At 59.2% G+C, this 24,363-nt stretch carries 19 protein-coding genes; 14 read left to right on the top strand and 5 right to left on the bottom strand.

Annotation, left to right across the window (positions count from 1 at the left end; all coding sequences use genetic code 11):
- The first annotated feature begins 43 nt into the window (after positions 1 to 43).
- The 5 genes from ABD903_RS04975 to rlmB all read left to right on the top strand — a co-directional run bounded on the left by ABD903_RS04975 (position 44) and on the right by rlmB (position 7,213).
- Positions 44 to 766 (top strand): biotin--[acetyl-CoA-carboxylase] ligase, encoded by a 723-nt coding sequence (locus ABD903_RS04975; protein ID WP_345223086.1) that lies wholly within the window; start codon positions 44 to 46, stop codon positions 764 to 766.
- 255 nt (positions 767 to 1,021) lie between these two features.
- Positions 1,022 to 1,645 (top strand): T9SS type A sorting domain-containing protein, encoded by a 624-nt coding sequence (locus ABD903_RS04980; protein ID WP_345221949.1) that lies wholly within the window; start codon positions 1,022 to 1,024, stop codon positions 1,643 to 1,645.
- Positions 1,646 to 1,813: 168 nt separating this feature from the next.
- The gene (locus tag ABD903_RS04985; RefSeq protein WP_345221951.1) at positions 1,814 to 4,810 is read left to right on the top strand and encodes a glycosyltransferase family 117 protein; all 2,997 of its coding nucleotides are present in this window, start codon (positions 1,814 to 1,816) and stop codon (positions 4,808 to 4,810) included.
- 358 nt (positions 4,811 to 5,168) lie between these two features.
- Positions 5,169 to 6,413, top strand: coding sequence for a GWxTD domain-containing protein (locus ABD903_RS04990; RefSeq protein ID WP_345221953.1), 1,245 nt, complete (start codon positions 5,169 to 5,171; stop codon positions 6,411 to 6,413).
- Positions 6,368 to 7,213 carry a 23S rRNA (guanosine(2251)-2'-O)-methyltransferase RlmB gene (gene rlmB, locus ABD903_RS04995; protein WP_345221955.1) on the top strand — a complete coding sequence of 282 codons (846 nt, stop codon included), beginning with the start codon at positions 6,368 to 6,370 and terminating at the stop codon, positions 7,211 to 7,213. Before ABD903_RS04990 ends, rlmB begins: the two co-directional genes overlap by 46 nt.
- Positions 7,214 to 7,294: 81 nt before the next feature.
- Here rlmB and ABD903_RS05000 read toward each other — a convergent pair whose 3' ends face one another.
- From ABD903_RS05000 to ABD903_RS05010, 3 genes are all read right to left on the bottom strand, one after another.
- The gene (locus ABD903_RS05000; RefSeq protein WP_345221957.1) at positions 7,295 to 7,834 is read right to left on the bottom strand and encodes a hypothetical protein; all 540 of its coding nucleotides are present in this window, start codon (positions 7,832 to 7,834) and stop codon (positions 7,295 to 7,297) included.
- Positions 7,834 to 8,931 (bottom strand): mannose-1-phosphate guanylyltransferase, encoded by a 1,098-nt coding sequence (locus ABD903_RS05005; protein ID WP_345221959.1) that lies wholly within the window; start codon positions 8,929 to 8,931, stop codon positions 7,834 to 7,836. Before ABD903_RS05005 ends, ABD903_RS05000 begins: the two co-directional genes overlap by 1 nt.
- A 96-nt stretch (positions 8,932 to 9,027) precedes the next feature.
- On the bottom strand, positions 9,028 to 10,008 hold the full coding sequence (locus ABD903_RS05010; protein WP_345221961.1) for a KpsF/GutQ family sugar-phosphate isomerase: 981 nt from the start codon (positions 10,006 to 10,008) through the stop codon (positions 9,028 to 9,030).
- 78 nt (positions 10,009 to 10,086) lie between these two features.
- Between ABD903_RS05010 and recQ the strand changes: the two genes are divergently transcribed.
- The 3 genes from recQ to ABD903_RS05025 all read left to right on the top strand — a co-directional run bounded on the left by recQ (position 10,087) and on the right by ABD903_RS05025 (position 15,194).
- On the top strand, positions 10,087 to 12,318 hold the full coding sequence (recQ, locus tag ABD903_RS05015; RefSeq protein WP_425555391.1) for a DNA helicase RecQ: 2,232 nt from the start codon (positions 10,087 to 10,089) through the stop codon (positions 12,316 to 12,318).
- 137 nt (positions 12,319 to 12,455) lie between these two features.
- Entirely contained in the window at positions 12,456 to 14,552 is a 2,097-nt protein-coding gene (locus ABD903_RS05020; protein WP_345221963.1) for a M3 family metallopeptidase, read from the top strand.
- Between the two features lie 111 nt (positions 14,553 to 14,663).
- A complete protein-coding gene (locus ABD903_RS05025; protein WP_345221965.1) occupies positions 14,664 to 15,194 on the top strand; it encodes a dihydrofolate reductase family protein in 531 nt (176 codons plus the stop codon).
- Between the two features lie 65 nt (positions 15,195 to 15,259).
- On the opposite strand, the gene ABD903_RS05030 is transcribed toward ABD903_RS05025, so the two are convergent.
- Positions 15,260 to 15,676 carry a BrxA/BrxB family bacilliredoxin gene (locus ABD903_RS05030; protein ID WP_345223090.1) on the bottom strand — a complete coding sequence of 139 codons (417 nt, stop codon included), beginning with the start codon at positions 15,674 to 15,676 and terminating at the stop codon, positions 15,260 to 15,262.
- A 206-nt stretch (positions 15,677 to 15,882) separates the two neighbouring features.
- On the opposite strand from ABD903_RS05030, the gene ABD903_RS05035 reads away from it, so the two are divergent.
- From ABD903_RS05035 to ABD903_RS05045, 3 genes are all read left to right on the top strand, one after another.
- The gene (locus tag ABD903_RS05035) at positions 15,883 to 16,176 is read left to right on the top strand and encodes a hypothetical protein (RefSeq protein ID WP_345221966.1); all 294 of its coding nucleotides are present in this window, start codon (positions 15,883 to 15,885) and stop codon (positions 16,174 to 16,176) included.
- 82 nt (positions 16,177 to 16,258) lie between these two features.
- A complete protein-coding gene (locus ABD903_RS05040) occupies positions 16,259 to 17,317 on the top strand; it encodes a tetratricopeptide repeat protein (protein WP_345221968.1) in 1,059 nt (352 codons plus the stop codon).
- An 85-nt stretch (positions 17,318 to 17,402) separates the two neighbouring features.
- Positions 17,403 to 19,454 carry an OmpA family protein gene (locus ABD903_RS05045; protein WP_345221970.1) on the top strand — a complete coding sequence of 684 codons (2,052 nt, stop codon included), beginning with the start codon at positions 17,403 to 17,405 and terminating at the stop codon, positions 19,452 to 19,454.
- 74 nt (positions 19,455 to 19,528) lie between these two features.
- On the opposite strand, the gene ABD903_RS05050 is transcribed toward ABD903_RS05045, so the two are convergent.
- The gene (locus tag ABD903_RS05050; protein WP_345221972.1) at positions 19,529 to 19,831 is read right to left on the bottom strand and encodes a hypothetical protein; all 303 of its coding nucleotides are present in this window, start codon (positions 19,829 to 19,831) and stop codon (positions 19,529 to 19,531) included.
- A 692-nt stretch (positions 19,832 to 20,523) separates the two neighbouring features.
- Between ABD903_RS05050 and ABD903_RS05060 the strand changes: the two genes are divergently transcribed.
- The 3 genes from ABD903_RS05060 (at position 20,524) to ABD903_RS05070 (ending at position 24,325) form a co-directional block, all read left to right on the top strand.
- Complete coding sequence (locus ABD903_RS05060; protein WP_345221973.1) at positions 20,524 to 21,663, top strand: SPFH domain-containing protein; 1,140 nt, start codon at positions 20,524 to 20,526, stop codon at positions 21,661 to 21,663.
- Positions 21,664 to 22,617 (top strand): NAD(+)/NADH kinase, encoded by a 954-nt coding sequence (locus tag ABD903_RS05065; RefSeq protein WP_345221975.1) that lies wholly within the window; start codon positions 21,664 to 21,666, stop codon positions 22,615 to 22,617.
- Positions 22,618 to 23,344: 727 nt separating this feature from the next.
- Positions 23,345 to 24,325, top strand: a complete 981-nt coding sequence (locus ABD903_RS05070) for an aspartate carbamoyltransferase catalytic subunit (RefSeq protein ID WP_345221977.1) — start codon at positions 23,345 to 23,347, stop codon at positions 24,323 to 24,325.
- Positions 24,326 to 24,363: the final 38 nt, after the last annotated feature.

The raw sequence follows: 24,363 nt of genomic DNA on the forward strand, positions 1-24,363 counted from the left end.
GGTGGAGAAAATCAGTCCCCAAACCCTTTTCACGGGCCAACAAGTGCTGTGGTTGCCCGAATGTGGGTCCACGAACACCGAAGCACGCGAATTGATTGGCCAAAACCGCGCCACCGAGGGCTGTACCGTCATAACGGACTGCCAAACGGCGGGCCGCGGCCAACGGGGCAATACCTGGGAAGCCCTTCCCGGCGAGAACCTCACCCTGTCGGTGGTGTGGCGGCCGGTGTTTCTGGCTGCCACGGCGCAGTTCCGGTTGAACCTGGCCGTGGCCCTGGCCGTGCACGATTGGGCGCAGGGCCTGCTGGGTCCCGACCCAGCCCTGCGCGTGAAGTGGCCCAACGACCTGTTTTACCACGAACAAAAGCTGGGCGGCATCCTGATTGAGAACACACTTAACGGTTCACAAATTCACTGGAGTGTGGTGGGAATTGGACTTAATGTGAATCAGGTAAACTTTGGCGTGACTACGGCTACCTCGCTGGCTTTATTGAAAGGCCACGCGTTTGGCTTACCGCCACTGGCCGAGAAGCTGCTTGAATGCTTAGAGCGACGGTACCTGCAGCTACGTGGCGGCCAGCACCCGGCCTTGCACGCGGAGTATTTGAGCAAGCTATACCGTTTTCAGGAGTGGCACCACTTCGGGGTAAACGGGCAGCCCACGGCGGGCCGCATTGTAAACATAACCGATGCGGGGCAGCTGGTGCTGGAGCAAACTAACGGCCAGATGCGGAGTTTTGGACTGCAGGAAATCCGGCATCTATAAGGCATACCCAGCGAAAGTCAACCCATTGACTTTGAACAAAGAGGGGCTCGTAAGACTTACTTCATTGAGCCCTACCCGAGCCGTGATTAAACCTTACGTTGCTGCTGGGCTCTAAACAGCAGCCCGCCACCGCGTCAACCTAACCAACATAGGCACGGTGCTTGTCTAAGTAACTCGGCGCCTCTTTAATGCCCCGCAGTTACTACCTTGTTTTCAAGGTGCTGCGTTAAGCAACCACCCTCCGACCTCCCTAGCATGAAAACTTTTACTCGTTTGTTTTTCGCCATCGGTTTGTTGCTGCAGCTCCCGGCAGCCGCGGCCAACTTCACCATTACGGTGGGCGACAACTTTTACGCCCCGGCGGCGCTAACCATCAGCCCCGGCGACGTGGTTACGTTTCAGTGGCAATCGGGCAACCACCCCACGGTTTCCGACAACAACGCCTTCCCGACGTTTCCCATGAACTCCTCGGCCCGCACCCGCACGCTGCCGGCTTTTACCACGCCGGGCCAGTTCGCTTATCATTGCCAGGCCCATGGTGCGCCGCTGGTAGGCATGTTTGGCATAATCACCGTTTCGGCGGTGCCCACGTCCACGCTTAGCCTGCAGAATACGTCGGCGGCATTTAACGTGTACCCGAATCCGGCGCGTGGCGGCCAAGTAACGTTGAAACTGCCCGACACCAAACTCACCGGCGAGGTGCGTTTGCGGGTATCGAACATCATTGGCAGCGAAGTACGCCGGGTTTCCCTGCGCCCGGAGCTGCTGGCGGCTGGCCAAGCCGTTGATTTATCGTCGTTACCGGCGGGCATCTACTTCTGCAACCTGCTGGTTAACGACAAGGTGGTAGCTACCAAGCGCGTTACTCTTCAGGAATAACCTAAAGCTGCCTTGGCAGGCCACTCATCAGCCGCGTTTTCGAAAGCAGCCGCCCCGTGGGGCGGCTGCTTTTTTTAGTAGTACCGTTTGGTTGCGGGGCCGCCAGTGGGTTTGGGGTGGAGTCGTGGTGGATTTATGCCTACTTTTGACTCCTCTGAAAAAGCCTTTATGCAGGGATACCATCGTCTGAATAACTTGGTAGGCTGGCTCGTTTTTGCCATTGCCACCGTCACGTACTTGCTCACGCTCGAGCCCACGGCTTCGTTCTGGGACTGCGGCGAGTTCATTGCCTGTTCGTACAAGCTGCTGGTGCCGCACCCCCCGGGGGCGCCCACGTTCCTGCTGCTCGGCCGTATTTTCTCCCTCTTCTCCTTCGGCGACGTTACGAAGGTGTCGGTGCTGGTGAATACGCTTTCGGCCCTGAGCAGCTCGTTCACGGTGCTGTTCCTGTTCTGGACCATCACCATCCTGGCCAAAAAGCTCGTGCTCGGCCGCCCCGGCATGCACGATGACCGCGGCCTGGAGCCCAGCTCCGGCCAAACGCTGCTCATCCTGGGCAGCGGCGTGGTAGGCGCCCTGGCCCTGGCCTTTTCGGATTCGTTCTGGTTTAACGCCGTGGAGGCCGAGGTGTACGCTATGTCCTCGCTCTGTACAGCCGTGGTGGTATGGCTGATGCTGAAGTGGGAAAACCGCGCCCACGAGGCCGATTCCGACAAGTGGCTTATTCTCATTGCCTACGTGATGGGCCTGAGCATTGGGGTTCACTTGCTGAACCTGCTGGCTATTCCGGCTCTGGGTCTGATTTACTACTTCCGGCGCACGGAACGCTACACTACGGCCGGCGTAATTATAACGCTGGTGGTAAGCAGCATCATCGTGGGCCTGATTCTGGTGGGCATCATTCCGGGTCTGCCCACGCTGGCTGGCTCGTTCGAAGTGTTCTTCGTGAACACCGTGGGGCTGCCTTTCAACTGGGGCGTTATCATCTTCCTGCTGCTGTTCGTGGGGTTGCTGTGGTTTGGTTTCCGCTACTCGTTTCAGCGCAAAAACCACATCCTGAACACGGCTCTGCTCTCGTTGGTGTTCATCCTGATCGGTTACACCTCGTACTTGATCATCCCCATCCGCTCGTCGTTTTTGCCCACCATTAACGAGAACGAGCCGAAGGACGTGCTGTCGTTCGTGAGCTACCTGAAGCGCGAGCAGTACGGCGACCGGCCCCTGCTCTACGGCCCGCAGTTCAATGCCCAGCCCATTGACCAGAAGGAAGGTGCCCCGCGCTACGTACGCCGCGGCGACAAATACGTGGTAGCCGAGCACCGCCTCGAAACCATTTACGACGACGCGGAAAAGATGCTGCTGCCGCGCCTGTACAGCTCCGACCCCAACCACATTAACCAGTACAAAAAGTGGGTGGACATTCGGGAAGGCACGCGCCCGAGCATGGGCCAGAACCTCTCGTTCTTGTTCCGCTACCAGATGGGCCACATGTACTGGCGCTACTTCCTCTGGAACTTCGTAGGCCGCGAGTCCGACGTGCAGCAGGCCGGCGTATTATGGCCCACAGATGCTGGTAAAAACGGCTTGCCCGAGCGCATCGGCGACAGCGCCGCCCGCAACAACTTCTTCGCCATTCCGCTGATTTTCGGCCTGATTGGGTTGTTCTTCCACGTGCGCCGCGACGGCAAGAACGCGCTCATCGTGGGCCTGCTGTTCCTGTTCACGGGCCTGGCCATTGTGCTGTACCTCAACCAGCCGCCCATCGAGCCGCGCGAACGGGACTACACCTTCACCGGTGCCACGTACGCCTTTGCCATCTGGATTGGCCTGGGTGTGCTGGGACTGGCCGATTTGCTGCGCCCCGTGCTGAAAGCCGACGGCCTGCGCGCCGGCATTGCCGTGGCGCTGGGCTTGCTGGCACCCGGCATTATGGCCGCCGAGGGCTGGGACGACCACGACCGTTCCGACCGCTACAACTCGGTGGACTCGGCCAAAAACCTGCTGAACTCCTTGGCTCCGAATGCCATTCTGTTTACCAACGGCGACAACGACACCTTCCCGCTCTGGTACGCCCAGGAAGTGGAAGGCGTGCGCACCGACGTGCGCGTGGCCGTGCTCAGCTACCTGAACACCGACTGGTACATCGACCAGATGAAGCGCCGCAGCTACGAGTCGCAGCCGCTGCCCATCTCGATGGAAAACAAGGACTACGTACAGGGCACCAACGATTACCTGCCCTTCGTGGAAAATCCGTCGGTGAGCGAGGTGAACCTGCGCGAGTTCATGCAGCTGGTAACCCAAAACAGCCCGCTGTTGCAGGTGCGCACCCAGAGCGGCCACTCGCTGCTTTCGTTCCCCACTCGCAAGTTCTTCCTGCCCATCGACACGGCAGCCGTTAGCAAGCTGAACATCATTCCCAAAGACCGCCGCAGCCAGTTGGTGTCGCGCATGGAATGGGACATGGGCCGCAGCGCCATCGAAAAGAAGAACCTGGTGATTCTGGATATGCTGGCCACCAACAACTGGAAGCGGCCGATTTACTTCTCGAGCACCGTGAACACGCAGGACTTCATGAGCCTGCAGCCTTACTTCCAGCTCGAAGGCCTGGCCTACCGTATTCTGCCGGCCCGCGACCCGAACTACCAGCCCCAGGGCGACGAAGGCTTCGTGGCGAAAGACCTCATGTACGAGAACATGATGCGCAAATTCGCCTTCCGCAACCTCGACCGCGCCGACATTTTCTACGACGAAAACCAGCTGCGTTTCCCGGCTAACTACCGCGACAAATTCGCCCGCCTGGCCCAGAGCTACGTGGACGCCGGCGACCTGAAGCGCGCCAAGGAAGTAGTAGACTACACCCTGAAAGTGATGCCCGACAAGGCCATTCCCTACGACTACTACACCCCGCAGTTGGTTGAGCCGCTGGTGAAAGTGGGCGAAACGCAGAAGGCCAACGACATCATGGACACCATGACCAACCGCGCCCAGCAGGCCCTGGCCTACTACAGCACCAGCCCCAACAGCGGCCTCTTCGACCTGGAAGTGCAACTGCAGCTGCTCACCCTGCAGAGCGTGTACCGCGCCGCCGAGAAAATCGGCGACCGGCCGCGGGCTACCCGGGCCCTGCAGCTACTGCAGCAGTACTACCCGCAACCCCAGGGATAATTTCAACGCTGCTTGCTTTAAAACGCCGCTCGGGTCGCTCCGCAGCGGCGTTTTTGTTAGGTGGGATGCGCCTGGTTAGTATCCTCATAGCAGTCCATCCTATGCTCATCTTTAAGCTTGACACAAAGCATCCCGACACAAATAAATCTTGTGTCGGGATGCTTTGTGTCAAGTTTTTTGGTTGAATAATTGATGGTCTGAAACAAGCCTACCGTCTTCCTTAGCGCTGATTGCTTCACCACATTCCTTAGCAGAGCCTCGGGAGCAGGGAATGTAGACTTCTAGGCCGAGCCCCTATATAAAATTTCGATTTTCATTTAGCCGCTGATTAGTTTCGTCGGCTTCGCGTTATTGGGGTATGATGCGGTGCTTGTTCACGGTTTTGGGTTTGCTCGGCGGACTGCTAGCCGGAACCGCGGCCCAGGCCCAGCGCCTGCCCGCCCCAGCCCGTTTAGACCTAAGCGGCCTCTACAACCCACTGCGCCGCGCTGCCATCGATACCCGCCGCGAAGGCGACAGCCTGCGCTTGTACGTGCGCTTTACCGACGGCAGCGTGCTACGGCCCGGCCAGCTGCTAGAGCTATTGGGCTGGAGCAGCTACGACGCCCGCGCCCCTATTTGGCGAACCACCGTTGGCCTGTCGGCTCACCGCGTGCTCCGCGACGGTTCTGTTGCCTGGGTGGAATGCTGCGTGGCCCTGGCCGCCTTGCAAAACGTACGGGTATTGGCCGTGTGGCCCGCCGCTTACGTCCCCGACGACCCGGCTGCTGCCGCCTGGCTAACCCTAAATAACGAACACCGCACCCGCGCCTTTGTACTGGTGGATACGGCGGGCTTGCCGCTGCTGCGTAGGCATGTGCGGGTAGGTGAGCTGTTTGGTGTGGACTGCTACGGCCCCGATCAACCTTTAACCGTTCGGCGCTATAACGCGGCCTTCGCTCCGGCCCTGCCGCCCCAATCCACAGCAACCCTGGCCACCGCAAAAAGCCGCTCGCTGCTAATTGAAGCCGAGCAAGAATTGCGGGCGGGTCAGCTGGTGCGTTTCGCCTCGCCGGGCCTGTACACCGTGCAGCCCGCCGATGCCGGCCCGCCGCTGGGCGTGCTGGCCCCCGATGGCGAGTTTCCCGAAATAACCACGGCCTCGGAGCTGATAACGCCGCTGCGTTACCTCACTACCAGCGAGGAGCGCCAGCGTATGGAGCAATCCACGGCGCCCAAGCGCGCGGTAGACGCCTTCTGGCTGCGCGTAGCCAACAACCGGGAGGCCGTGGCCCGGCAACTTATTCGGCAGTACTACGGCCGGGTGGAAGACGCCAACGCCTTGTTCACGGCCCACAAACCCGGCTGGATGACCGACCGCGGCATGCTGTATCTCGTGCTGGGGCCGCCCGAGCGGGTACAACGCAACGCCGGCGAAGAACGTTGGTACTACTCCAACGCCGGCTACGGCAGCGCCACGTACGTGTTCCGTGCCAAACCGAGTACCTTTACCCCTGATTACTACGAACTGGTGCGCCGCCCCGAGTACGAAATGCTCTGGTATGCCGCCGTGGAACAATGGAGAACAGGTCTGAACGCCCCCAGGGTGGAGGCCGGCCGCTGAATGAGCGCCGCCCCCCTTTTAAGAAAACCTACGCGCCGCGCCCCGCCGCCGACCGCAGCATCGAAATGATTTTCGGGTTGCGGCCGATTTTGGAGGCCTTGCATGCCGGCCGCACGCTGGAGAAAATCTTCCTGCTGAAAGGCACCAAGAACAGCTTGGTAAGTGAAATCAGTGAGTTGGCCCGCGCCGTGGATACGCCCATTTCGCTGGTGCCCATCGAGAAGCTCGACAACCTCACGCGCAAAAACCACCAGGGCGCGGTAGCCTTCCTCTCTCCCATCGATTACGCGCCGCTGGATTCCCTGCTGGCCGGACTATTCGAGCAGGGCAAGAACCCGCTCATCCTGGTGCTCGACCGCATTACCGACGTGCGCAACTTCGGCGCTATTGCCCGCTCGGCCGAGTGTTTGGGCGTCGATGCCATTGTGGTACCCTCGCACGGCGCGGCGCAGATGAACGGCGACGCCCTCAAAACCTCGACGGGCGCCCTTACCCGCGTGCCGGTTTGCCGCGAGCCCAACCTGCACACCACCCTGCGCCGCCTGCACGATTCGGGCCTGCAGATTGTGGCCTGTACCGAAAAAGGCGACGGCAGCCTCGAAAGCACCGACATGGACCTGACCGGGCCGCTGGTAGTAGTAATGGGCAGCGAAGAAGACGGCATCAGCCCCGATTTGCTCACCCTAGCCGATGCCAAGCTGCGCATTCCCATGATCGGCCAGATTGGCTCGCTCAATGTTTCGGTAGCCAGCGGTATCCTGCTCTACGAAGTGCTGCGCCAGCGTTTGGTACAGGCCTAGATTACTAGTGCCCTTACTTGCGAAAAAGGCGCCCCGGTTACAAACCGGGGCGCCTTTTTCGCAAACATGCTCTTTGCCTTTTTATTCGTCCCATTGCAGCTTCACCCGGTCACGCTGCTCGTCGCTCAGATATAAACTGCCGTCTACTGAAGCTTGCCGAACGGTTATATCCAAGGCCTTGCCATTCAGTACCACATCGAGCCTTACGGTGCGGCGGTAATTTTCTTCTCCCCCCTTCATCACGTACGCCTCGGTGTGGTCCACCAAGGTATATTCCGCCCCACCGTTCTTGAACGACAGCTCGTAGTTTTCCATGCCGGCATTTGCTACGCCACCGGGCCGGTGATAGGGCCAGTAGGTGAATTTTTGCCAACTGCTGGTATCCAGCACGGCCGGGTACTGCAGCTCGGTTTTGACCGCGGTGCCGAAGCGGTATACCAGATAAGAGCCCTTCGGACCTTCGCAAAGGGAGGCCATTTTACCACTGCCCGTTACAAACGACAGGATGGTCGTTTCGCCGGGCCGCCTTAGCACGTCGGGCACCGGTTTGGCCTGCCGGACCGGGGTTGCACCTGTAACCAGCCATAGCGGGGCGGCCATAGCCAGGACTCTAATACTCATCAGTTATATCCCTGGCCTTTCTTGGACTTCACATCGGCCACGAAATCCTTCACGCGCTGCTCCTCGGTGCGTTTGCAGATGAGCAGCACGTTGTCGTATTCGGCCACGATGTAGCCTTCTAGGCCTTGCACCACTACCAGCCGCTCCGACGGCGTCTTGATAACGCACTCTTTGGTGTCGTAGAGAATAGCGTCGCCGTCTACCACGTTGCCGTCGGCGTCGTGGTGGCCCATGCGGTGCAGTGAATCCCAGGTGCCCAGGTCGCTCCAGCCGAAGTCGGCGGGCAGCACGTACACGTTATCGGCTTTTTCCATCACGCCATAGTCGATGCTGATGTTGCGGCAGCGTGAGTAGGCTTCCTGAATGAAGCCGGTTTCGGCAGCCGTGCCCAGCATTAGCTTGCCTTCGTCGAAAACCTCGGCAATATCGGAGAGGTAGTGGTGGAAAGCGTGCAGAATCACGTCGGCGCGCCAAATGAACAGGCCGGAATTCCAAAGAAAGTCGCCGCTGTCAACGAACATCTGGGCCAGCTCCAGGTTCGGCTTTTCGGTGAAGGTTTTCACCTTCTTCAGTCCTTCGGCTACTTCCTGCCCCTTGGCCTCGTCGTGAAACTGAATGTAGCCGTAGCCGGTATCGGGGCGCGAGGGTTGAATGCCCAGCGTGATGAGGATGTCGTGGTTGCGGGCCGCGTCCACTGCCTGCCGAATTACCGCCCGGAAGTCTTCTTCGAGCAGCACTGCATGGTCGGCTGGTGACACGATGATAACGCCCTGCGGGTCACGTTGGGCAATGCGGTAGCTGGCGTAGGCAATGCAGGGGGCCGTGTTGCGACCAATCGGCTCGGCTAAAATCTGGTCCTCGGCCAACTCGGGCAGGTGCTGATGCACCAGGTCCACGTAGTCGCGGTTGGTTACCACAAACACGTTTTCGGGCGGGCAAATACCGGCAAACCGATCAACGGTGAGGCGCAGCATGGACTTGCCCACGCCCAGCACATCGTGAAACTGCTTGGGGTGCTGGGTGCGGCTGAACGGCCAAAAACGGCTACCAATGCCGCCAGCCATGACAACGAGGTAAGGAGCAGCGAGAGAAGGCATATGGGGGAGAAAGTTGCGAGGCAGAATGTTGGTACTAGCGGCAGGCCAATATCCGCTTTTTCCGCCTCCCATAAAGCACCGGCGAGTTAAGGCGGGTTACACCAGCCCCTCGCGCAATAAATCGTGCAAGTGAATAAAGCCTTGAAAACGGTTGTGCTCGGTTACCACCAGCTGGGTAATGTTGCGGGCCTGCATGCGGGCCAGGGCTTCGGCGGCAAATTCCTCGACCTCAATGGTAACGGGGCGGGGTGTCATGATGTCGGTGGCGCGCACCTGCCCGAGGCGCTCGGGTGCAAAGTTGGTGAGCATGCGGCGCAGGTCGCCGTCGGTTACAATGCCCAGCAAGGCACCGTCAGCGTCGAGTACGGCGGTAGCCCCAAGGCGCTTGCCCGAAATTTCGAGAATAACATCGCGAAGCAGAGCGTCCGCGGTGACCTGTGGCGCCTGGTTTTGCCGGCTCAGGTCGCCCACTTTCAGGTAAAGCTTCTTACCGAGCGTGCCGCCGGGGTGCAAATGCGCGAAGTCCTGCGGGCCAAACCCGCGCGACTCCAGCAACGACACGGCCAGCGCGTCGCCCAGGGCCAGGGCGGCGGTGGTGCTGGTGGTAGGCGCCAGGTTGTGCGGGCACGCTTCGCGGTCGACGGGGGCGTGCAGAATAAAATCGGCCTGCACGGCGAGGTAGGATTCCCGATTTGAGACCAGCGCGGCCATGGGTACCCCCTTGCGGCGCAAGAGCGGCACCAGCACTTTAATCTCGGGTGTGTCGCCCGATTTGCTGATGCAGATAACGAAATCCTCGGGCTGAATCATGCCCAGGTCGCCGTGGATGGCATCGGCGGCGTGCATAAACAGGGCCGGCGTACCGGTGGAGTTCAGCGTGGCCACCATTTTACCCGCTATGTGCGCGCTCTTGCCAATGCCGGTAACCACCACGCGGCCGCGCAGTCCCAAAATGGTACGCACGCAATCTTGGAAATCTCCGGTTTGGCCAATAGCTTCCGCTACGCCCCGAATGGCTTCTGCTTCTTGCAAAAGCACTTTTTTTCCGATGGAAGTAATGTCAGTCTGGGCTTTCAATCTAACTTTGTTTAGATTGAGCAGAGAACCTCTCGTGTAGTTTCCGCCCGGTTGCACCCTTTGCTCAAAAGAGGAAGAATGATGTCAGAAGTAGCCAACACCGCAGAGCCGATTGCCCAAAAGAAGGCCGCCAAGCCCGCCGTGGCCGATTTGAAGGCCAAGTTAAAGGAAGTTTTTGGCTACGGTCAGTTCCGGGGCACGCAGGAGGCCATCATTCAGAACGTCATCAACGGGCATAACACCTTCGTGATTATGCCCACGGGCGCGGGCAAGTCGCTGTGCTACCAGCTGCCGGCGCTGGTGCTGCCGGGTACGGCCATCGTGATTTCGCCTCTCATTGCCCTGATGAAAAATCAGGTGGACCAGCTCAACGCCTTTGGGGTAAACGCCCAGGTGATGAACTCCACCCTCACCAAGACCGAGGCCAACCGCGTAAAGCGCGACGTAATTAACGGCGAGGTGAAGCTGCTTTACGTGGCGCCCGAGTCGCTGACGAAGGAGGAAACGCTCGATTTTCTGCAAAAGGCCACTATTTCGTTCGTGGCTATCGACGAGGCCCACTGCATTTCGGAGTGGGGACACGACTTCCGGCCCGAATACCGGCGCATTCGCGGTATTATCGACAGCCTGGGCATGGGCGTGCCCATTATTGCCCTCACGGCCACGGCCACGCCCAAGGTGCAGCTGGACATCCAGAAAAACCTGCAGATGGACGACGCCTCGGTGTTCAAGACGTCGTTTAACCGCACCAACCTGTACTACGAAGTTCGGCCCAAGCACCAGACCAAAAAGCAGCTGATTCAGTACGTGAAGCAGCGCAAAGGTCAAGCAGGTATCGTGTACTGCCTGAGCCGCAAGAAAGTAGAAGAAATTGCCGAGCTGCTGAAAGTGAACGACGTGCGGGCCCTGCCCTACCACGCCGGCCTCGATCCGCAGACGCGCATGCACAACCAGGATGCCTTCCTGAACGAGGAAGCCGACGTGATTGTGGCCACCATTGCCTTCGGCATGGGCATCGACAAGCCGGACGTGCGCTTCGTGATTCACTACGACACGCCGAAGTCGATTGAAGGCTACTACCAGGAAACCGGGCGCGGCGGCCGCGACGGCCTGGACGGTGACTGTTTGATGTTCTACAGCTACGACGACATCGTGAAGCTGGAGAAGTTCAACAAGGACAAGCCCGTTACCGAGCGTGACAACAGCAAGCTACTTCTGCAGGAAATGGCCAACTACGCCGACTCGGCGGTGTGCCGGCGCAAGCAGCTGCTGCACTACTTCGGCGAGGTATACGAGAAGGACTGCGGCTTTTGCGACAACTGCAAGCACCCGCGCGAGAAGTTTGAGGCCAAGGAGTTTGTGAGGCTGGCCCTGCTGGCCGTGCAGCAAACCGAGCAGCGCTTCGGCATCGACCACCTTACGGCTGTGCTTACGGGCATGACCAACCCGCACATCGAAAGCTACGGCCACAACCAGCTGCCGGTGTACGGCGCCGGCAAAGACCACGATGTAGCCTTCTGGCACTCGGTAGTGCGCCAGTGCATGCTGAACGGTTTCCTGGGCAAGGACATCGAAAGCTTTGGGGTTATTAAGGTGTGCGACAAAGGCGAAGCGTTTCTGCAGGAGCCTTTTAACCTGAAGTTTTCCAAAGACCACGACTTCGAAAAGGAAGTAAAGCAGGAGGAGCAAAAGGAAGAAGTGCAGCAGTCGGCGGGCCACGATGCGGCTTTGTTCGACATGCTGAAGGCCCTGCGCAAGAAGCTGGCGCAGCAAAAGAATCTGCCGCCCTACGTGCTGTTTCAGGACCCGAGCCTGAAGGAAATGGCCACCACCTTCCCCACCAAAATGGACGACTTGGCCCACGTGTCGGGCGTTGGGCAGGGCAAGGCGCAAAAGTTCGGCGGGCCGTTCCTGGAGCTGATCAAGAAGTATGTAGCCGATAACGACATTGAAACCGCCGCCGATGTGGTGGTCAAATCGGCCGTCAACAAGTCAAAAATCAAGATTTACATCATCCAGCAGATCGACAAAAAGATGGACTTAGAGGAAATAGCTTCCTCCAAAGGCATCGACATGCGCGAACTGATGGAGGAAATTGAGCACATCTGCTACGCCGGCACCAAGCTCAACCTCGATTACTACATCGACTCGGTGCTCGACCAGGACCGACAGGAGGAAATCTACGATTACTTCATGCAGGCCGCTTCCGACAACATTGCCGTGGCGCTGGAAGAGCTGGGCACCGACGATTACACCGAAGAAGACCTGCGCCTGATGCGCATCAAGTTTCTGAGCGAAGTGGCTAACTAGGCCAAATCGGTTTCCATTTCAAACGCCCGCGGCTTAGGCTGCGGGCGTTTTTGTTTGAATAAATGCAGCGGTCGGCTTGGCGCGCCGTCTCTCTGTTTCGCCTATCTTGCTCACACACTCCTTCCCTTTCTGCAACGATGACTTACCGTTACACCAAACTACCGGCCCAAGTGGGACTGGCGCTGCTGCTTTCCTTGAGCAGCTTGTCGGCGGCTACCACTGGCGACGGGCCCACGCCCAAACCGGCTACTTCCGTACTCATGCCGGCCTTTAACAAGGCGGTGGATTTTAAGAAGACCACCAAAGCCGACATCAAGAAAACCACCGATGTGGCCGTGCTGGAGGCCAAGGCATCGTTGGCGGCCATATACCTGGTGCCCGACAACAAACGCACCTTTGCCAACACCATGCTGGCCCTCGATGACCTGGGGGCGCGGGTAGGGCAAGCGGGCGGCGCCATTAACATCCTTGCCAACGCCAGCCCCGATTCGGCCATTCGCAACCAAGCCCAGCGCAGCATTGCCGAGCTAAGCAAGTTTGGCAACGAAATGGAGCTGGACGAAAAGCTTTACAAAGCTGTAAAGGCCTACTCGCAAACCGCCGAGGCCAAAGCCCTGACGGGTGCCCGCAAGAAGTTCGTGGCTGAAACGGTTGAAGATTTTGAGCGCAGCGGCTTTGCCCTTACGCCCGAAAAGCGGCAGGAGCTGGGCAAAATCAACGACCGGATTTCGGAGTTGAGCCTGGCGTTCGGCAACAACATTGCGGCTTACAAGGACTACCTGTTGGTGAGCGAAGCCGACATGAAAGGCCTACCCGAGGACTACAAGAAGGCCCGCCCAAAGGAGGGTGACATGTACAAAATCGGCCTCGACGGGCCCGCGTTCGGCACTTTCATGAAGTACGCGGCTTCGGATGAAGCCCGCCGCAAGCTGTTTGTGAAGTACAATAACCGCGCAGCCGATAAGAACCTCGACGTGCTGAAGCAGCTGCTGGTGGAACGCCAGAAGAAAGCCAAACTGCTTGGTTACCCCAGCTACGCCGCTTACCAGATTAGCAGCCGCATGGCCAAAACCCCGCAAACCGTGTGGGATTTTGAGAGCAAGCTGGTGGAGCGCGTAAAGCAGAAAACCGCGCAGGATGTGCAGGAGCTGCTGGAGGTGAAGCGCACGGCCTCCGGCGACGCAAAAGCCACTTCCCTCAACCCCTGGGAGGTGAGCTACTACAACGAGCTGCTGATGAAGAACAAATACCAGCTCGACGCCGAAAAGACCAAGGAATACTTCCCCTTGAACAACGTGATGGACGGCCTGTTCCAGACCACGCAGCACTTGTTCGGCCTGAAGTTCAGCGAAGTAAAAGACGCCTCGACCTGGCACCCCGACGCCCGCATGTTTGAAGTACAGCGCGACGGAAAGCTCATCGGCCGCTTCTACCTCGACCTGCACCCCCGCGACAACAAGTACACCCACGCCGCCTGCTTTGGCATAGTGCCGGGCAAAGCCACGCCGCAGGGCTACCAGATTCCCACGGCCGCGCTGCTGTGCAACTTTAACGCGCCCACGGCCGATAAGCCGGCCCTAATGTCGCACGGGCAAGTGGTAACGTTCTTCCACGAGTTCGGCCACGTAATGCATAACCTGCTCACCACGGCCGAGTTGTCGTCGCAGTCGGGCACGAGCGTAAAGCGCGACTTTGTGGAGGCTCCCTCCCAGATTCTGGAAAACTGGGCCTGGAACTACGATGCCCTGAAAGGCTTTGCCAAGCACTACAAAACCGGCGAAGTGCTGCCCAAAGCGCTGTACGACAAAATGTGGGCGGCCCGCAACGTAGGCTCCGGCATCGGCGCCTCGGCTCAGATTTTCTACGGCACCCTGGACATGACCCTGCACGACAAGTTTGACCCGAACGGCACCGAAACCACGACCGATGTGCTGAAGCGCGTGCAGAACCAGATTATGCCGTATCCTTACCTGGAGGGCACCAACATGCAGGCTGCTTTCGGCCACCTCACCGGCTACGGCGCGGGGTACTACGGCTACATGTGGTCGAAGGTGTACGCCGAAGACATGTTCTCGGTATTCGAGAAGAACGGCGTGATGGACAAGAAAACCGGCTTGCGCTACCGCGACATTGTGCTGGCTCAAGGTGGCACGAAGGAAGAACTGGAATTGGTAAAGGAGTTCCTGGGCCGCGAGCCGAACCAAGAGGCCTTCTTCAAGTCCTTGGGTTTGTAAGTGGCTACTTCACCAATCTGTTAAAAAGCCCACGGCTGGTGCCGTGGGCTTTTCTTTTGCATCACCGAAGCCAATGTAGTAGCTTGTTTTCAGTCGAAAACAGCTTAAGCCATGCGCGAAATCGTCCTCTACATTGCCGCCACCCTCGATGGCTTCATTGCCGATGAGAACGGCGGCATCGATTTTTTAAAGCCCTTTGAAGATACCGGCGAAGACTACGGCTACACCGAACTGATGAGTAGTTTGCAGGCTGTGGTGATGGGGTCACGCACCTACGAACAGGTCCTGGGCTTCGATATGCCGTGGATGTATCCGGGCCTTACAACCTACGTGTGTACCCAGCGCCAACTGCCTACCGATGCCGACCCGGGCATCCGGCTCTGGCACGGTTCGGTAACGGAGCTAATGGAAGAGCTGCCCCACGGCCGCACGTGGCTGATAGGCGGCGGACAGCTCATCGATTCGTTTAACGCGGCCGGCTTGGTCGACCGGTTGCAGCTGGCCATCATACCGGTGTTTCTGGGCCGCGGCATCAAGCTGCTGTCGGTACCACCAGCTCAGCAAAAATTAATTCTGCAAAGCGTAAAAAATTTTCCGAGTGGGCTGGTTATGCTCGATTATCGGCTGCAAAAAACGACTTGACCTAAAATGCAAAAAGGCCCACAGCAGCTGCCGGGGGCCTTTTTAGCACGAAAAACTTACTATTATTAGCAGTATTCGGCAAACGCGCCTTGAAGGTTGTCCACAATGCGCATCATGTCGTTGCCTTCGATGTGATACCGCTCAATCATGTGCACCAACTCGCCGTCTTTGAAGAGGGCAATGCTGGGGCTGCTGGGCGGGTAGGGCAGCATATGCTCGCGCACTTTAGCCACGGCCTCGGTTTCCATGCCGGCAAAAACGGTAACCAATTTCGCAGGCTTTTTGTCGGAGCTCGACAAAGCCATTTTCAGGGCCGGACGGGCCTTGGCGGCAGCACAGCCACACACCGAGTTAACAGCTACCAGCACGGTGCCTTGGCTGTTGCTGAGGGCGGCGTCTACTTCTTCGGGCGACATAAGTTGCTCGAAACCGGCGTCGGTGAGGTCTTGGCGGATGGGGGCCACCATGTATTCGGGGTACATTGCCATTGCAGTATACTGAAGGAGGGTACGGAGAGAAACGTCGCGGAAAAACGGCCGCGCCGGTTGCAAAATTACGCAAACTCCGGCAGGCCGCGTTGTATAACCACATAACCCCGCCGGTTGGTTTGCCAGGTGCCATTCTTTGCCCCAAGAAGTTACGCATAGCGCCTTTCCGTCCGGTAATCCGTCCGTGTTATTGCTGATCTATGACCTACCCTGATTTCCTGACCACCCTCACCGCGGCGGCGCCTCCGGCTACGCTACCACCGCCGCTGCGGGCCCTGTGGCACGACCACCGTAACCAGTGGAGCGCAGCACACAACATTGCCCAAACCAACGAAACAGCTACCCTCTACTGTTGGCTACACGCTTACCTGCACCGCCGCGAAGGCGACACCGGCAACGCCGGTTACTGGTACCGCCGCGCCGGACGGCCAAATTTCACGGGTTCGTTGCAGCAGGAATGGGAAGCCTTGGCCCGGGCCGCAACCGAAATTTAAGCTGACCGGAAGGCATAAGCGGCGGAAAAAATGCAATATATTTCGGCAGCAACCGGTCCGTGCGACCGGTCTGTTTAGGAGTATGATGCGGAAATTAGTCTTCACCTTAGCCCTGTCAGTAGCTGGTTTAGCGGCACAGGCGCAGGTAGATACAGTACGGGCCACTACGCTGCCGCCAGCACAGGTAGCTGAGAAATATTACAATAGCGGCGTTGCGAAGTTTAACCAGAAGAGTTACCAAGCCGCTTTAGCCGATTTCGACCAAGCCATTAAAACCAAGCCCGATTTCGGCAAGGCATTTTACAACCGCGCCGCCACTCGCTACGAGCTGAAGCAATACGCCCCCGCCGTGCAGGACTACGACCAGGCCATTCAGCTTGACCCCACCAACTTCACCGCGTGGTATGGTCGGGCCCAGGCCAAGCAGGCCCAAAACGATGCCGCCGGCGCCGAGCAAGACTACAGCAAGGTAACCGAGCTGAAGCCCGATTACGCCGCCGCCTGGTATTACCGCGGCGACCTGCGCTTCGAGAAAGGCGACTACCAGGCTGCCCTGGCCGACTTCACCTCGGCCCTGAAAGCCGACCCCAAGTACGCCTACGCCCTGCACGACCGCGGCAGCGCCCAGCGCCAGCTCGGCAACTTTCCGGCTGCCGTGCAGGACTACACCGAAGCCCTGAACCTGCAGCCCGAACTGGACATAGCCCTGCTGAACCGGGCCGCCGCCAAGCGCCGCCAGAACGACACGAAAGGCGCCATGGCCGACTACAACACCTACATTGGCCGCCATGCTGATAACCCGGTGGCCTACCTCGGCCGGGGCCAGGCCCGCTACGAGGCCGGCGACTTTAAAGGCGCCGTGGAGGATTTCTCGAAAGCCCTGCAGATCAAGCCCAACTACGCGTTGGCGCTGAACAACCGCGCCGCCGCCAAGCTCAAGCTGGAAGACTACAAAGGCGGCGAAGCCGATGCCACGGCCGCCATTCAACAGAACGGGCAGTATGCCGAGGCTTACCTGAACCGCGGCCACCTGCGCGAAATGCTCCGCAACCAAACGGGGGCCTGCGCCGACTGGCGCAAAGCCGCCGAGCTGGGCTTGGAAGCAGGCACAAGCTACGCGGCGGCTTCGGGCTGCGAGTAATACAAACCGGGGAGTACAGGCTTCCCTTCTGCGGACCTCCGCGACACCTTCGCGCCTTGCGGCCGACACTCAACTTAGCCTCAGAATGCTCCGATATTTATTTGCGCTGTTGCTCCTCTCGGCCAGCGCCACGGCCCAAAACGTGGAGTTTACCAAAGACCGGTTTGGTAACGACAAGGAAGGCCTGAAAAATGCCCTCAAGGAAATCAAGATTGGCAACGAGTGGTACGAGGCCGACCCGCCGCGCTTCGAGCAGGCGCTGCCCCACTTTTTGGCCGCGCAGGAGCTGAACCCTAACAACGCCCTGCTCAACTTCCGCATCGGGCACTGTTACCTGGGCTCGGCCGGACTCAAGGCCAAGTCGCTGCCGTATTTGCAGAAGGCTTACCAGCTCGATCCGCAGGTAGATTCCCGCGTGCATTACCTGCTGGGCCGCGCCCTGCACATGAACGCGAAATGGAGCGAGGCCATTGCCGAATACAAAGCGGCCCAACCGCCTGCCGGCTCAAAAGGCGCCAGCACGCTCCAGAACGACATCAACAAGAAGATTGCCGAATGCCAGTCGGGCATGGCGCTGCAGAAAAACGCTACCCGCGCCTTCATCGACAACGTGGGGCCGAACGTCAATTCCAGCTCCGCCGACTACGGCCCCGTAATTACCGCCGACGAATCGGTGATGCTGTTTACCTCGCGCCGGCCCGGCAGCACCGGCGGCGAGAAAGACCCCGACTCGGGCGGCTATTTCGAGGACATCTGGCAAACCACGCGTAACGCCGATGGCACCTGGCAGCCCGCCCGCAACCTGGGCACTACGGTAAACACGCAGGGCCACGACGCCGTAGTGGCCCTGGCGCCCGACGGGCAACGCCTGATTACCTACGTGGAAGACGGCGCCGGTAACCTGCACGAGTCGTCGCTAAAAGGGGCCGAGTGGGCCAAACCGCAGGAGCTTGGTCGCCGCATTAACGGCGGCCAGTCGCACGAGCCCTCGGCAGCCTACACGCCAAACGGCAAGTTCCTGTACTTCGTCAGCAACGGTTCGCCTAAAAGCAACCGCGGTGGCCACGACATCTGGCGCATCGAAATCGACGGGCGCAGCGACGCCGAAAACCTGGGCTCGGTTATCAATACGCCCTACAACGAAGACGGCGTGTTTCTGCACCCCGACGGCAAGACGATTTACTTCTCGTCGGAGGGCCACAGCTCCATGGGCGGCTACGACATTTTTAAATCGGAGCTGAAAAACGGGCAGTGGAGCAAGCCCGAAAACCTGGGCTGGCCCATTAATACCCCCGACGACGACGTATTTTTCGTGCTGTCGGCCTCGGGGCGCCACGGCTATTACAGCAGCACCCGTGAAGACGACGGCCTGGGCAGCCGCGACATTTATATGATAACCTTCCTCGGTCCCGAAAAGCAGCCGTTGCTTTCGGGTGAAGGCCAGCTGCTGGCCTCCCGCGCCGCACCGCTGCGCGAAACCCTGTTGGCCCCACCCGTGGCCATTGCTTCGGCCCAGGTTACCATCCTGAAAGGCACCGTGACCGACGCTGCCACCAAGCAGCCCCTGGAAGCCACCATCGACCTCGTCGACAACACCCTGGCCCAGACCATTGCCTCGTTCCAGAGCAACTCGCAGTCGGGCCGTTACCTGGTGTCGCTGCCTTCGGGCACGAACTACGGCATTGTGGTACGCAAGGAAGGCTACCTGTTCCACTCCGAAAACTTCGATTTGCCGCAGGGCGCCGCATATTCCGAGGTGGTGAAGGATATTCCTCTGAAGAAGCTCGATGTGGGCGCCAAAGTGGTATTGAACAACATTTTCTTCGACTTCGACAAGGCCACGTTGCGCAAGGAAAGCACCGCCGAGCTCCAGCGCATCGTGCAACTCATGGGCGACTCCCCTACCCTGCGGATCGAAATTTCCGGCCACACCGATAACGTAGGCAACGCCGCCTACAACAAAGACCTTTCGCAGCGTCGCGCCAAAGCCGTGGTGGACTACCTCACTGGCAAAGGCGTAGCGGCCTCGCGGCTGACTTCGGCGGGATATGGCGACACGCAGCCGGTGTCGAGCAACAGCACCAAAGAAGGCCGGCAGCTGAACCGCCGGACGGAGTTTAAGGTGCTGGGCAAGTAATACCCCCCTTTAATACACAGAAGTCATTCTGCCCGCTGAAGCAGCGCTTTTTTTTGGCATTGGGTGCCCTTCGCTCATGTATCGCCGGGAGGCTTTAACCCAAATTTGTCGAGCTGGCTCTTAAAAGCCGTCAGGAAGTTCGGCACATGCCCAAATCGGGCTTCGATTCGGTCGATTAGGTTGGCGTACTGTTGTATGGCGTAGTAATCGAGCGTGTGGTAGCTAAAAAACTGCTGCGGCGTCAGTTTCCGACAAACACCTAGCGGGCAATTGCCTACCGATTGGGTGAATGCCGCCACCGCTGCCTGCTCGGCTTCGGTTAAGTGCTCTAGTAAGTACCAGTACTTACCAGTCGTATTCCTGACATATTCGGTCAAAGTTGTGCCCGCTAGACAGGAACTGGTGTGCTTGCGGCGTGAGCTGGACGCTATTGTCGGTCCGGACCGTGTGCACTTTGTAGGGCAGCCTGTCGAACACCCGGCGCAGAAATTCGGCCGCCAGCATTTGGGTGGCCCGGGCTGCAGCTCGGCAAAGGAAGGCGACGAGGCAGAGGTGGGCAGCAAAGCTCATCCACCTAACAGTGGAATAATCGTCATAGCAGCTTAAGTTCAATACGCAGACGACCACAAAATCTTCTTTCGTTGGCAGGGGATTTTGTGGTCGTCTGTTGTAAAGGAAGGCACGTGCATGCTGCAAGATCCGGTTATCTTCCAAAGCCGAGTTTACCTCGGCACGAAGTGAATGGCAAAACACGACTGGCGGATGCGGCCACGTAACGGTTGGCGCCTCATCGTTGCACGACGCCCACAAAACATGGTTTGGCGGCGTATTCCCGCAAACGCAGGATGGTGCGTGGTTACACCATTGGCTTTGGTTAAAAGTTTGGTCCAAAAATTAAACGGGTGCTGGGCCGGCGCATTCTGCGGGCGGCAAGGGGCTGCCGGCAATGACTCTACTGCCGGCGCGACGCGGACGCACAACACTCGTCTTGCGTATACCGGCAGTTTCTAAACCACCGGCGGTAAGCCTGAGCAGCCTACTTTTGCCCGCCTACTTTTTCTCCCTGCCTATGTTTGGCCTGAGCTACGTTAAGTTTGATTCCATGACCTACGTCATGCAGTTCCGCAACGGGCGCTTGGTGCGCGAAGGACGCGGGCTGGCGTTTTTCTACGTCACCATGAACAGCTCCATTGCGGCCGTGCCGCTGGGCTCGAATGACCTGCCGTTTATCTTCAACGAAACCACTGCCGACTATCAGAGCATCACCATCCAGGGCCAGCTCACCTACCGCATCAGCCAGCCCAAGCAGTTGGCCGAGTTGCTCGATTTTACGGTGAACAGCGCGGGCATCTACAAGAAGAACGAGTTGGAAAAGCTCAACCAACGTTTGGTCAACGAGGCACAGACCGCCACTTCGGCTTACGTGCACAGCCTGGGCCTGAAAGACTCGGTGCGCTCCAACAAGGCCATTGAGGAGGAAATTACAGCCGGGCTGCGGGCCTCTGCCGCGGTGGCCTTGCTGGGCATCGAGGTGCTGGGCGTGAACATTCTGGCCGTACGTGCTACGCCCGAGATGGAGCGGGCCCTGGAGGCCGAAACCCGCGAGCGGATGCAGCAGGAAGCCGACCAAGCCGTGTACGAGCGCCGCAACTTCGCCGTGGAGCAGGAGCGCCGCATCAAAGAAAGCGAGCTGAATACCGATATTGCGGTGGAGGAAAAGCGCAAGCAGATTGACGAAAAGCGCAGCGAAACCCAGCTGCAGCGCGCCGCCAATGAGCGTAAGCTCCGCGAGCTGCAGGTGCAGTCTGACATTGCCGTGGAAGCCAGCCGGGCCCAGCTCCTGGAGCAGCAAACCGCTAACCAGCGTCTCGCCGCCGAGGCCCAGGGGTACGTTACCGAAACCACGCTGCGGCCCTTCCGCGACATGGACTGGCGCACGCTTACGGCCCTGCAGAACAACCCCAGCCCGCGCCTCAATATCGCCTTGGCCTTCCGCGAGCTGGCCGAAAACGCCGGCAAAATCGGCACCCTCAACATCACGCCCGACCTGCTTGAAGGACTGCTCGGCGAGGCGGGAAGCACCGCCCGCCCTGGCCAAGCTGAACCCACGCCCGTCTCACCCCACCGTGACTCCCCCGCCGACCCCAGCCCCGAGGACCCACGCAGGGGCAACCAAGGCCCGAATACGCCCAAAAACAACCGCCGCTAGATGAGCGCCCGGCTGGAGTACGCCATCGTCGTGAAGAGCAAAACCCGCTACGAAGCCCTGCTCGAACGCTTCAACACGGCAGGACAGGCCCGGTTTTACCTCAAGCGTAAGGCCGGGCAAGAGGCCGACAGCGACGCCGAGTTCGAGGAGTACTTCCAAGAGCACCAGCGCATTGAGGCGGCAGTGGCCCGCGTGCAGCGCGAGCTGACCGGCGTGGTGAAAAGCAAGGTGGTGGACCGGACCTACCTGCCTTCCTTCCTGTTTGCCGACAACCAGTTAGTGATTGTAGTGGGCCAGGATGGTCTGGTGGCCAACGCCGCCAAGTACGTGCGCGGCCGCCCCCTGGTAGCCGTCAACCCCGACCCCGAGCGCTACGACGGCGTGCTGCTGCCCTTCCGTCCCGAAACCTGCCGCGCGGCTGTGCAGCGCGTGGTAGCCGACAACTACCCGGTGCAGGAGCACCAGCTGGCCGAGGCCCGCCTCAACGACGGGCAGCGCCTGCTGGCCTTCAACGACCTGTTTATCGGAGCCGCTTCCCACGTTTCGGCCCGCTACAAAATCAGCTTCGGGGGCGCCGAAGAAGTGCATTCCTCGTCGGGCATTATCGTCTCCACGCCGGCGGGCAGCACGGGCTGGCTGAGCTCGGTGTTCAACATGAGGGCCGCGCTGGAAGACTTTGCCGGCAGCGGTGCCCGTACCGGGACGTTTCCCCGGCCGAAGGGGCAGGAACTGCTGTTCGTAGTACGCGAGCCGTTCCTGAGCCAGCGCACCCAGTGCGGGCTGGTGGCCGGCCGCCTGCACACCGGCCGGCCCCTGCAACTGGAGTCGCTGATGCCCGCTGGCGGCGTCATCTTTTCCGATGGTGTCGAGGCCGATTTTCTGCACTTCAATGCTGGCGCGGTGGCCACCATTGCCCCGGCAGCGGAGGTGGCACGGCTGGTACAGCCGGGGTAGCTGTGCTGCAATGGCGGGTAACCTCGACGTCGGGGACAAGTCACTCCTAAAGTTCAGGCGGGTGACGTAGAAAAAACACCCCCCTGAACTGTCCAGCCAAACCAGACTACCCCCGTACCAATTGGGCCAGCTGTAATCGAAGTAGCCCATGAACCGCCGAGTAATCATAGGCTGCTTACCGCCGGAAAGCGGCGGTCTGACAGCTTAGGTTGCGGCATAAAGAGCTAAAGTTACGCTGCTGTGTGCTTGCCAAGCAATTGGTTATGCGACCCGGATTTTTTTCTGATGGCGAACAAAGAACAAAAAGTGCTTCGTCTAGCCAGTTAGGTCGAAAATAAAATTTGCGGAAAGCGGTGCGAAAAAAAAATCAGCATTACCGATGTATTGCCGAGCCCAACAATGCCTTAGTTTTGCATCATGCTTCAACCAAAAAACATGTTGATGAAGCGTGGGATACTGCTCGGCAGGGAACCGCGAGTAGACCGGAAGGTCTTCGCCCCCATTGGTTCTCCCGATATTGCCGCCGTTATTTCCGTTGTTTTTTCTAGGTATTGCCCCGCCACCGTTTCGGATTCCGAAACGGTTTTTTTATGTCCGTTGCCTTCGTGGGCTGCTGCCCTGCGGCCCATCCTTACTGCATAACTCAAATGGGGTGTAAGCGCATCGAAACCAGGTAGCCTTACACGTTCCTCACTACTGACCATGTACTTACTTTTCCAACTCCGGTATGGCACGTAAAGACCTGCTCGACATCGCATCCCTACACCGTGAGGAAATCGAATTCCTGCTCGACCAATCCACGTCCTTTAAAAAACTGTTCACCCGCTCGGTGAAGAAAATCCCCGCCCTCGAGGGCAAGTCCGTGCTCATGCTGTTCTACGAGGCCAGCACCCGGACGCACTCCTCCTTCGAGGTGGCCGCCAAACGCCTCTCGGCGGAGGTCACGAATTTCAACATCGACCATTCCTCCATCACTAAGGGGGAGTCGGTGCGCGAAACAATTGAGACGCTCCAGGCCATGCGCACCGACTACATCGTCGTCCGCCACGGGCACTCCGGGCTGCCCGGCATGATTGCCCGCCAAACCACGGCGGCAGTTATCAATGCCGGCGACGGGGCACACGAGCACCCCACCCAGGCCTTGTTGGACGCCTTCACCATCAAGGAAAAATTTCCCGACCCCCGAGGCAAAAAAGTCCTCATCATCGGGGACATTCTACACTCCCGCGTCGCGCGTTCCACCAGCACCCTGCTGCAAAAGCTGGGCATTGAGGTGGCTTACCTGGGCCCAGGCTCCCTGGTGCCCAGGTATGTTCCGGCCAGCATCCCTCGCTTCACCGACTACGAGGCGGCCATGGCCTGGGCGCCCGATGTGGTGTACCTGCTCCGCGTGCAGATGGAGCGCCAGGACGTGCAGTTTTTCCCCAGCGTCCGGGAATACCACCGAGTTTACGGCATCACCAACACCCGGCTGGCGGAAATCAGCGACCGGGGCCTTTACATCATGCACCCCGGCCCCGTAAACCGGGGGGTCGAACTCTGCGACGCCGTTATGGACTATGAGCGCAGCCTTATTACCAATCAGGTCGAAAACGGAATTTCCGTTCGCATGGCCGTGCTCGACTGGCTCACGCCGGGTGGGGAGTTCCCACGGCAGGAAGCGTATGCTGCACAGCAGCGAACCAGCTCGACGGTAACTATGCCCTGAACGCCAGACGCGGCGGCTGGTTCCGCCCGTATGTTTTC

Source organism: Hymenobacter koreensis (genome assembly GCF_039541855.1).
In the GTDB taxonomy this organism is placed as follows: Bacteria; Bacteroidota; Bacteroidia; order Cytophagales; family Hymenobacteraceae; genus Solirubrum; species Solirubrum koreensis.

Bases quoted from the DNA above. Each gene is read 5' to 3' on its own strand.
- ABD903_RS04980 (WP_345221949.1), top strand. From the start codon at position 1,022: ATGAAAACTTTTACTCGTTTGTTTTTCGCCATCGGTTTGTTGCTGCAG.
- ABD903_RS04985 (WP_345221951.1), top strand. From the start codon at position 1,814: ATGCAGGGATACCATCGTCTGAATAACTTGGTAGGCTGGCTCGTTTTT.
- ABD903_RS04990 (WP_345221953.1), top strand. From the start codon at position 5,169: ATGATGCGGTGCTTGTTCACGGTTTTGGGTTTGCTCGGCGGACTGCTA.
- rlmB (WP_345221955.1), top strand. From the start codon at position 6,368: ATGGAGAACAGGTCTGAACGCCCCCAGGGTGGAGGCCGGCCGCTGAAT.
- ABD903_RS05000 (WP_345221957.1), bottom strand. From the start codon at position 7,834: ATGAGTATTAGAGTCCTGGCTATGGCCGCCCCGCTATGGCTGGTTACA.
- ABD903_RS05005 (WP_345221959.1), bottom strand. From the start codon at position 8,931: ATGCCTTCTCTCGCTGCTCCTTACCTCGTTGTCATGGCTGGCGGCATT.
- recQ (WP_425555391.1), top strand. From the start codon at position 10,087: ATGATGTCAGAAGTAGCCAACACCGCAGAGCCGATTGCCCAAAAGAAG.
- ABD903_RS05020 (WP_345221963.1), top strand. From the start codon at position 12,456: ATGACTTACCGTTACACCAAACTACCGGCCCAAGTGGGACTGGCGCTG.
- ABD903_RS05025 (WP_345221965.1), top strand. From the start codon at position 14,664: ATGCGCGAAATCGTCCTCTACATTGCCGCCACCCTCGATGGCTTCATT.
- ABD903_RS05030 (WP_345223090.1), bottom strand. From the start codon at position 15,676: ATGTACCCCGAATACATGGTGGCCCCCATCCGCCAAGACCTCACCGAC.
- ABD903_RS05035 (WP_345221966.1), top strand. From the start codon at position 15,883: ATGACCTACCCTGATTTCCTGACCACCCTCACCGCGGCGGCGCCTCCG.
- ABD903_RS05040 (WP_345221968.1), top strand. From the start codon at position 16,259: ATGATGCGGAAATTAGTCTTCACCTTAGCCCTGTCAGTAGCTGGTTTA.
- ABD903_RS05045 (WP_345221970.1), top strand. From the start codon at position 17,403: ATGCTCCGATATTTATTTGCGCTGTTGCTCCTCTCGGCCAGCGCCACG.
- ABD903_RS05060 (WP_345221973.1), top strand. From the start codon at position 20,524: ATGTTTGGCCTGAGCTACGTTAAGTTTGATTCCATGACCTACGTCATG.
- ABD903_RS05065 (WP_345221975.1), top strand. From the start codon at position 21,664: ATGAGCGCCCGGCTGGAGTACGCCATCGTCGTGAAGAGCAAAACCCGC.
- ABD903_RS05070 (WP_345221977.1), top strand. From the start codon at position 23,345: ATGGCACGTAAAGACCTGCTCGACATCGCATCCCTACACCGTGAGGAA.